The sequence below is a fragment of the Xanthomonas sp. SHU 308 genome (assembly GCF_000364645.1).
In the GTDB taxonomy this organism is placed as follows: Bacteria; Pseudomonadota; Gammaproteobacteria; order Xanthomonadales; family Xanthomonadaceae; genus Xanthomonas_A; species Xanthomonas_A sontii.
In genome coordinates this window covers 1-8,386 of the sequence record NZ_AQOK01000033.1, presented here as the reverse complement: position 1 = coordinate 8,386, position 8,386 = coordinate 1, and the positions used below count along the sequence as shown (strand labels likewise).

General features: G+C 67.8%; 8 protein-coding genes. 6 read left to right on the top strand and 2 right to left on the bottom strand.

Annotation, left to right across the window (positions count from 1 at the left end; genetic code table 11):
• Window positions 1-19: 19 nt before the first annotated feature.
• Entirely contained in the window at window positions 20-784 is a 765-nt protein-coding gene (locus tag D588_RS0101795) for an SPFH domain-containing protein (RefSeq protein ID WP_043083046.1), read from the top strand.
• A gap of 133 nt (window positions 785-917) precedes the next feature.
• Complete coding sequence (locus tag D588_RS0101790) at window positions 918-1,958, top strand: hypothetical protein (RefSeq protein WP_017914760.1); 1,041 nt, start codon at window positions 918-920, stop codon at window positions 1,956-1,958.
• Between the two features lie 315 nt (window positions 1,959-2,273).
• On the opposite strand, the gene D588_RS0101785 is transcribed toward D588_RS0101790, so the two are convergent.
• Window positions 2,274-2,885 (bottom strand): hypothetical protein, encoded by a 612-nt coding sequence (locus tag D588_RS0101785; protein ID WP_017914759.1) that lies wholly within the window; start codon window positions 2,883-2,885, stop codon window positions 2,274-2,276.
• A gap of 232 nt (window positions 2,886-3,117) precedes the next feature.
• On the opposite strand from D588_RS0101785, the gene D588_RS0101780 reads away from it, so the two are divergent.
• A complete protein-coding gene (locus D588_RS0101780) occupies window positions 3,118-4,038 on the top strand; it encodes a hypothetical protein (RefSeq protein ID WP_017914758.1) in 921 nt (306 codons plus the stop codon).
• A gap of 495 nt (window positions 4,039-4,533) precedes the next feature.
• Here D588_RS0101780 and D588_RS0101775 read toward each other — a convergent pair whose 3' ends face one another.
• Window positions 4,534-6,306 carry a chloride channel protein gene (locus D588_RS0101775; RefSeq protein ID WP_017914757.1) on the bottom strand — a complete coding sequence of 591 codons (1,773 nt, stop codon included), beginning with the start codon at window positions 6,304-6,306 and terminating at the stop codon, window positions 4,534-4,536.
• Window positions 6,307-6,616: 310 nt separating this feature from the next.
• Here D588_RS0101775 and D588_RS0101770 point away from each other — a divergent pair, with 310 nt between their 5' ends.
• The 3 genes from D588_RS0101770 to D588_RS0101760 all read left to right on the top strand — a co-directional run.
• A complete protein-coding gene (locus D588_RS0101770) occupies window positions 6,617-7,585 on the top strand; it encodes a polysaccharide deacetylase family protein (RefSeq protein ID WP_026143263.1) in 969 nt (322 codons plus the stop codon).
• Between the two features lie 98 nt (window positions 7,586-7,683).
• A complete protein-coding gene (locus tag D588_RS0101765; protein WP_017914755.1) occupies window positions 7,684-7,887 on the top strand; it encodes a hypothetical protein in 204 nt (67 codons plus the stop codon).
• Between the two features lie 214 nt (window positions 7,888-8,101).
• Window positions 8,102-8,386 (top strand): DUF2076 family protein (locus tag D588_RS0101760; protein ID WP_017914754.1); only part of this gene is annotated, 285 nt, incomplete at its 3' end.

Sequence of the window (8,386 nt, the reverse complement as noted above, 5' to 3'; positions counted from 1 at the left end):
CCTTCCGCTGGCCGCCGTGATGGCGAGCCTGCTCTGCGGCTGCACCGTGGTCTCGCCCGATCCGGGGCAGCAGGCGGTGCTGGTGGACAAGCCGCTGCTGTTCGGCAAGGGCGGCATCCGCCTGGACGACGTGCGCGATCCCGGCCGCACCTACACGTGGATGACGACGTCGGCGGTGTACGTGGACACCACGCCGCAGACGGTGCAGGTGGCCTTCGACGACTTTTCGTCCAGCGACAACATCCTGTTGGACTTCTCCACGCAGATCCAGTACCGCATCACCGCGCCGGCGCGGCTGCTGTCCGGCTTCGGCCAGGACTGGTTCAAGAACAACGTCGCCAGCCAGTACGCGGCGATCGTGCGCGACCAGGTCAAGCGCTACGACATGACGCGGATGATGAGCGACCCGGACAGTGCACGGAAGATCGACGAGGCGGTGACCGAGAACGTGCGTGCCCTGGTCAAGGAGCAGGGCCTGCCGATCCAGATCCAGAACATCACCCTCGGCCGCGCCCGCCCCAATCCCGACGTGCTGCAGCAGATGAACCTGACCGCGGCGCAGCAGCAGCGGGTCAAGACCCTGGTGGAAGCCACCACCGCCGAGCGCCAGCGCGAGCAGGAGCAGGTGGCCAAGGCCGATGCGGACAACGCCTACCGCAACCGCATGGGCCTGACCCCGGAGCAATACCTGGCCAGCCAGATCGCCGAGATCAACGCCGAAGCCTGTGCCAAGGCGCAGGCTTGCTACATGGTGCCGTCTGGGACGTCGGTGATCGCCAAGTAGATGCGACTGGCCGGCGTTCGCGCGCCGACCGGATCAGGACGTGTGTCGGACGTCGCTCACAGGGCCATTGGTGCTTCTGCACGACTCGCCATAGCGGATCGACGAGCGGTGCAGTTGACCGGCCGGAGCGGCGATGCGGATCGCCAACGGTGCAGCCGTCGCGCCATTGGTTCAATCGTCGAAGCACCCGCTGAGCGAGGCGGAAATCGCACAGATGCACCAGGTCCTGCCCCTTCGCTTTTTAAAAAGGATGTCAGCTATGCGCGCCAAATACCTCTCGCCTTCCAGGCTTGTCCCTTTCCTGGTCATCTTTGGCATCTCCGCCAATGCCATGAGCGCCACGCCGGTCATGGGTACGCGAAGGACGCTTGCCGACGTCGCCACCTGTCGTGTCGAAGACGCCAGCAGGAAGGAGCATCCTCCTGTGCTGATGGGGTTCATGGCGGAAGCGGGTATCAAAGGCACGGCCCTGGTCGATGTCTCGCTCGGCCGAGGGGCATTGGGCGCCGCGGCAGGGGAACCGATCGCCGCGGAGGCGGACTCGCACGCGGAGGTCGGCGGGCTGAAAGCCAGTGACGTGCAGGTACAGCGCTCCACACGCAATCGCGATCTCGATCGCATCGCGTTGCAGACGGCGAGCAAATGGCGCTATGTCTGTCCTTCCGGCGTGCCGGATGCCCAGCGCTGGGCACGGGTCGAGATCGCGATGGATCCTGCGCTGAATGCGTCGGACGGAAAGGTGTTGCCGCGTTTCGCCATCGATTCCTTTCCGTCTTGGTTCAAGGCGATGCTGATGCAACCCGGTGCTCTCGTTGCGACGAGTGACGACAGCCTGATGCCCGCGGGACGCATCGAGGAGATCGCGGCGCGCGTGCAGTCCGATCCTGCCTTCAAGAAGGACGAGGTGCCCAAGCCGTTCACGATGTATGCCACCTGGGACGAGCAAGCGCAGACGTCGCAGATCTGGTGGCTGTCCGACGAACGTCAGGGGCGGGCGAATGCCGTGGTTCTGATTCGGGACAACTATCGGGCGGGTACGCGAACCTATGCCGTGCGCTGTGCGTCGTCGGCGCGCCTCTGCGCGGCGTTCGATCAATGGCTGCAGTCGATCATCGGCACGTGGTACCCGATGGCGACCTGGGACGCGGCACCCAGTGGGGCGAAGCGGCCGTGATGCAGCGGGTCGGCCGATCCGCTGCGCTCCTGGCAATCGGTTCGCCGACCCGTCGCGCTCGCGGTACAGGGTGGCAAAGGGGGCAGGAGGTGCCGCGTGTCGTATGCCTTGGGCGGAGCGCAACGCGGCTTGTGGCGGGGCCGCGGGGAACGTCGGTGATCGCCAGGTAGCAGCTACCTGGGCCCTCGCGATCGTTCGCCATCGTGCGTGGCGCCGGTGCAGGACGTTTGGCGCGATTCGCCGATCACCAGGGTCGCCAGCAACTGCCTGTCATCTCATGAACTGGCGGCCCTATCTGCGGCAAGGTCGTTGGCGTCAGGCCGTGCCTTGTCGCTCCACGGCGGCCAGCTGCGCGCGCGCGTGCCCGGCCTCCAGGTAGGTCGCGAACAGGTCGATCAGCCTGGCGCTCGCCATGCCGCGCACGCCGAGGGTCTTGAAGACGATCCAGTGCCCGTTCGGGTTGTACCAGGCGCGCCGTACGCTGTGGCGCGCGCCGGCCAGGCGCGGATCCTTGAGCGGCACCTCGCAGCCGTCGTACAAGTCCACGAACATGATCAGGTTCTGGCCGGGAAGTTGGCCGGCGTCCACGCGGTAGCCGCGGACGCTCGTCCATGGGATCGGGCGGGTGAGGTCCGGATACTGCAGGCCGGCTTCGCTGAGACTAAGGAATGGCGTGGCACGCCGCTTCCGGAACATGCGCCCGAGCAAGATGAGGCCGACGCCGATGGCCAGCCCCACGCAAGCTGCACCCCATGTCTGCTTGAATGAGAATGTCAGCATCAGCAGGGAGGGGGCGATGACGAAGAACGCCAATCCCCACAACAGGACGATAATCCCAACGCCGCCTTCATGGAACTCGATCCTGTCGCGCCCTTGCGCAGCGAGCGTGTTTAGCCTGTGGATTGCAGTAGCACCGGTGTCTTGCATGGGCGATATGTCCAGGAGAAGGAAGGAAAAGGCAGCATGCGGGTCGCCGAACGCACGCGTTGGCGAACTCTTCCTAAGACGAGCGACCATGACGATTCCCTCACCTCCGTCCGCGAGTCCACGCATCGAGGGTATGTCGATTGGCTGCACGCTGCGGGACACGGCCCAGGGTTGGCGGTGTCGCGGCAAGCTGTGCCAGAGTGGAGGACGGCCTCGATCGGGAGACAAGCGCATGCAAGGTCTGGATGAGAGGGGCGGATCGCGCCCGCCGGCGACCCGCCTGTTCGCCCTGCTGGCGCGCGAGGCCCGTGCTGGCGTGATCTTCCGCCGCGGGCCGAGCAAGCAGGTGCAGTTGATCCACTGGGACCTGCGCGACGACAGCTTCGTGCACGGCCAGTGGTTCAAGGGCCGCATCTACGAGCGGCGCTGCGATCTGTCGCCGTCGGGGCGGCTGCTGGTCTATTTCGCCTCCAAGCAGCATGGCGACTTCGGCACCTGGACCGCGCTGTCGCGGCCGCCGTTCTTCACCGCGCTGGCGTTGTGGCCGAAGGGCGACAGTTGGGGCGGCGGCGGGATGTTCGAGGACGAGCGGAGCTTGCTATTGAACCATCGGCCACGCGACGGGCGCGATCCCTTTCCGATGCCGACCGGCTTCCAGTTGCCGCACGACCTGCGTGTGCGTCCGTTCGGCAAGCATTCGGGCGGTGGCGAGGACGAACCGATCGACGGCGTGTTGCGCGAGCGCGACGGTTGGCACCTGCGCGATGAGGGCGAGGGCGAGCGTGGCGCGCTGCGCAGCGATGCGCTATTCCGCTTCAGCCGCCCGCGCGTGCGCGAGAAGCCCGGCGTCAACGGTCGGCGCCTGCAGTCGCTGCTGCATGTGGTTGGCCAGGACAATCATGCCTGGTATGGCCTGGATCACCGGTTGCTGGACCGCGAGGGCAATGTGCTGGTCGATCTGCCGGGCAGCGACTGGGCCGAGTGGGATGGCGGCGACCTGGTGTTCGCGCGCGAAGGCGGTCTCTATCGCCTGCGCAAGAGCGACATCCACGAGGTGGCGCGGCGGGGGGCGCCGGCCTTCGAGCTTCTGCATGATTTCAGTGGCGCGCGCTTCGCACCACTGGCGCCGACCGCGGATGCGCTGAAGTATTAGGTGGGCCTGTGCGCGGTGCGTTCAGGCGTCCTGTACGAACGGCGCACCACGCAATGGTAGGGGGGACTGTGGTGATTCTCTAAAGAGACGAAACGCTATTCGTAGGAGCCGACCGTCATGCATCCCCGATGGTCGGAGGGGCGAAGGACTTGAACGCGTGCGATGGCATTGGGTCATCGCAGGAACGTGTGCATGCATGCGACGATGGCGACCTTGGCCGGTTTGCCGGCCGCCGTCAGGCGCGGATGTCTTGACCAGGGGCGAGCCGGAGCGGATGCAGGGATAGACCCTCATAAGACACAAGCGGCTTTACCGCGACGCGCGTGAGTGGGAATCCCCGTCGCGGCTGGAGCCGCTGCTACGCGACATGCGAAGCATGACGCGCGGTGAATGAGCCGCCACGGTCGATCATCACAGGGAACCAGAAGATCGCGGCGAAGCGGCAACAACGTGGCAGGTCGCGTCCCGAAGGAAGCACGCGACGCTGGGCGCCTTTCAGCGCTGCGCGCCCACCGGCGTACCCCGCCTGCGGTGTTGCGCATCCCGCGCCTGCCGCAGCCGCTGCGCATGTGCGGCCAACAAATCGCCGCGGGTGAGGATGCCGACCATGCCATGCGGTGCGTCGCGGCCGAGCACGACGAGCCGGCCGACCTCGGCTTCCACCATGTGGTCGGCGGCCTCACGTAAGGAATGATCCTCGCGCACGGCAAGCAGCGGGCGGCGGAGCAAGGCGGCCAGATGCAGCTCGTCGTGCTGCTGCGGATCGAGCAGGTCGCGGCGGGTGAGCATGCCGATCGGGTGCCCGTCGGCATCCAGCACCGGGAAGCCCTGATGCCGGAAGGCGGCGTCGCCAGAGGCGATACGTGCGCGCACCTCGCCCAAAGCGTCTTCACCGCGTAGCGCCACCACATTGCGGCTGCAGGCGTCGCCGGCGGCGATCTGGTCGAGGAAATCGGCGGCGTAGTCGCTGGGCACGCGCACGCCGCGGCGCGCGATCTTCTCGGTCATGATGGTATGGCGCATGCTCAGGCCCGACACCAGATACGCCGCGGCGCAGGCGCCGAGCAACGGCAGCAGCGCATGCGGCTGCTGGGTGGTCTCGAAGGCGAACAGCACCGAGGTCAGGAACGCGCGCGAGGCGCCGGCGAACACCGCGGCCATGCACACCAGTGCGGCCATGTGCGGGTCGACGTGCAGCCAGGGCGCCTGCGTCGCCAGCACCGCGCCGAGCACACCGCCCAGCGCGCTGCCGATGGTGAACAGCGGTGCCAGCGTGCCGCCGGAGGTGCCGCTGCCCAGCGCGATCGACCACGACAGCAGCTTGGCCACGCACAGCGCCAGCAGGGTCGACACCGCCAGGTGGCCGGCGATGGCACCGGCGATATTGTCGTAGCCGACGCCCAAGGTGAGCGGCATCCACCAGCCGATCAGCCCGACCGCAATGCCACCGAGCGCCGGCCACCACATCCAGTGGATGGGCAAGCACTCGAAACCGTCCTCGACGGCATAGGTGAGCTTGGTGATGCCGACACCGGCGAGGCCGCAGAGCAGGCCGAGCATCACATACGCCACCAACGCCAGCGCATCCGCTGCGGCCAGCGCGGGCACTGCGAACATCGGTGCGCTGCCTTCCAGGGCCAGATGCGCGCCAGCGCCGACCGCCGCGGCCAGCGCCACCGGAATCAGCGAGCGCGCGCGCCACTCGAACAACAGCAGTTCGATCGCCAGCAGCACGGCGGAAATCGGCGCGGCGAACACCGCCGCGGTGCCGGCGGCGGCACCCGCGGCGAGCAAGACCTTGCGTTCGTCGGCGGTGACGCGCAGCAACTGCCCGAACAGCGAGCCCAGCGCGCCACCGGTGGCGATGATCGGCCCTTCGGCGCCGAACGGCCCGCCGGTGCCGATGGCCACCGCCGAGGACACTGGCTTCAGCCAGATCATCCGCGGCGGGATGCGGCTTTCGTTGCGCAGCACCTGCTCCATCGCTTCCGGAATGCCATGGCCGCGAATCGCGCGCGAGCCCCAACGCGCCATCGCGCCAACGATCAGGCCACCGACCACCGGCAGCCCGATGGCCCACGCGCCGAGGTGGTGACCGGCGGGGCTGACGGCTTCGATACTCCAGCGCCCGTAGTAGGCGAGGTTGGTGGCGAGCGCGATCAAGGCGATCAGCACATGGGCGGCCACTGCGACCAGCATGCCCACCAGCAACGCCAACGCGCAGACGCGCAGCACCCGCCGATCCAGCGGCGCGAATCGGCGCGGCATGTGCGCGGCGTCCAGCGCGGGCGCGAGCGAAGGCGCCGGCGACAGCGGCGTATGCGAAGACGAAGCAGGAGACATCGAAGGCGCCTGGCACGAAACGAGCGTGGGAGGCGGGCAAGGTTACGCGGATGCCGGCGCAGTGGCTGGCTCGAAAATGAACAGCGATTCGGCGGTAATCAATGGCGCGACCGGCGCGACGCGTGGCTGGTGTAGCGCTGCTCGTGCGTTCGCGCCGCTGGCGACTTGCGCACAGCGCAACGTCGACCATGGTGCCATCCGGATAGACTGCCGCTTCCACGACCAGGAGCGCCCGATGAGACTGCTTCGCCACCTGCTGCTGCCGGCCCTGCTGTGCGTCGCCGCACTTGCCCAGGCCCAGGACGACACGCGTCGCATCGCGGTGACCATCGACGACCTGCCGTGGCAACGCATCGAGCAGACCCCGCCAGCGCAGTTGCCGGCGCTGCATGCGCAGTTGATGGCCTCGCTGCGGCAGGCGCAGGTGCCCATCGTCGGCTTCGTCAACGAAGACAAGCTCGAGCAGGATGGGCAAGTGCAACCGCAACGGGTCGCGATGCTGCGCGATTGGCTGGACGCCGGCTATGCGCTGGGCAACCACACCTATGGCCACGTGAACCTGCACCAGGTCGGCGTGCCGGCATACGGGGACGCGATCGTGCGCGGCGAACGCACCTTGCGGCCGTTGCTAGCGGAACGTGGCCAGTCGCTGCAGTGGTTCCGTCATCCCTACCTGGCGACCGGCCGCAGCGTCGCCGACCGTGAGGCGGTCAATGCCTTTCTGGCCGCGCACGGCTACCGCATTGCGCCGGTCACCGTGGACAGCGGCGAGTGGGTGTGGGCGTTCGCCTACGCGCATGTGCTGGACGAGCCGCCAGGCCCGGCGCGCGATGCCATGCTGCTGCGGCTGCGCAAGGGCTACGTGCCGTACATGCTCAACAAGCTGGATTATTTCGAGCGCGAGTCGCAGGCCCTGTTCGGCCGCCGCATTCCGCAGGTGTGGCTGATGCATGCCAATGCCCTGAACGCTGCCGCCTTCCCGGATCTGGTCGCGGCCACGCGCCGCCGCGGCTATGCCTTCATCGGCCTGGACGAGGCGCTGCGCGATGCTGCCTACACCCATGCCGAGGGCTACACCGGCCCCGGCGGGATCAGCTGGCTGCACCGCTGGGCGATGGCCGAGGACAAGCCGAAAGACTTCTATGCTGGCGAGCCGGTGGTGCCGCGCTGGGTGTTCGCGCTTGCCGGGGTGGAGTCGGAATAGCATGGCGCGCGCAGCTGCCGGCGCGTCCCGGCAGGCCTTCACCCTCCACGCATGCATGGCCGGATCACGATGGCGCCTCTCCGCTCACCCTGACGCCCATGCCCTCGTCCAAGACGCCTCCATGGAAGAAACCGAATCCGCGCGGCCAGCGCAGCCAGCCGCTGTCGCCGGCGCAGAAGGAAACGGCGAAGCAGCGCGCCGAAGAGAATGGCCGCCCGTATCCGAACCTGGTCGACAACATGTGGGCGGCGCGGCTGCCGCATGCGACGTCCTCCTCCAGTTCGGACATCGACGCGGAATAATCAGGGCGTCTGCGCTTGGAGTGGTGGCGTACCTGGCGCGCGTTGTCGGAAGAATGTCGGAGTTCGCCAGTGCGGCTGCCGGTCTGGTTGTGCTGGCGCGCGCGATTGATGAATGCCGATACACCGGAGCTCGGACCCACCCTTGGCCTGCGCCGGGCCATGCCCATACCGTGCCGTGCCGGCACTGGGCCGGTCATCGCATCCAGGTACGGGTATGACTCCGCAAGAACAGCAGCTTCTCGAAGACTTCCTGGCGCGCCTGCGCAGCGCCGGCGGGGTGGCCAAAGATCCGCAGGCCGACGCGCTGATCCACGCGCGCCTGGCCGATCAACCCGATGCCGCGTATCTGCTGGTGCAGCGCACCTTGCTGCTGGAGCACGCACTGGAGGCGGCCAAGGCGCAGATTGCGCAGTTGCAGCAGGCGGCCACGCCCCCGCCGCCGCCGGCCAGCTTCCTGGGCCAGGGCTTCAATGCGGCGCCGCCGCCGTTGCCGCCTGCG

Coding starts and splice junctions, on each gene's coding strand:
- D588_RS0101795 (WP_043083046.1), top strand. CDS start 20: ATGGCGAGCCTGCTCTGCGGCTGCACCGTGGTCTCGCCCGATCCGGGG.
- D588_RS0101790 (WP_017914760.1), top strand. CDS start 918: ATGCGGATCGCCAACGGTGCAGCCGTCGCGCCATTGGTTCAATCGTCG.
- D588_RS0101785 (WP_017914759.1), bottom strand. CDS start 2,885: ATGCAAGACACCGGTGCTACTGCAATCCACAGGCTAAACACGCTCGCT.
- D588_RS0101780 (WP_017914758.1), top strand. CDS start 3,118: ATGCAAGGTCTGGATGAGAGGGGCGGATCGCGCCCGCCGGCGACCCGC.
- D588_RS0101775 (WP_017914757.1), bottom strand. CDS start 6,306: ATGCCGCGCCGATTCGCGCCGCTGGATCGGCGGGTGCTGCGCGTCTGC.
- D588_RS0101770 (WP_026143263.1), top strand. CDS start 6,617: ATGAGACTGCTTCGCCACCTGCTGCTGCCGGCCCTGCTGTGCGTCGCC.
- D588_RS0101765 (WP_017914755.1), top strand. CDS start 7,684: ATGCCCTCGTCCAAGACGCCTCCATGGAAGAAACCGAATCCGCGCGGC.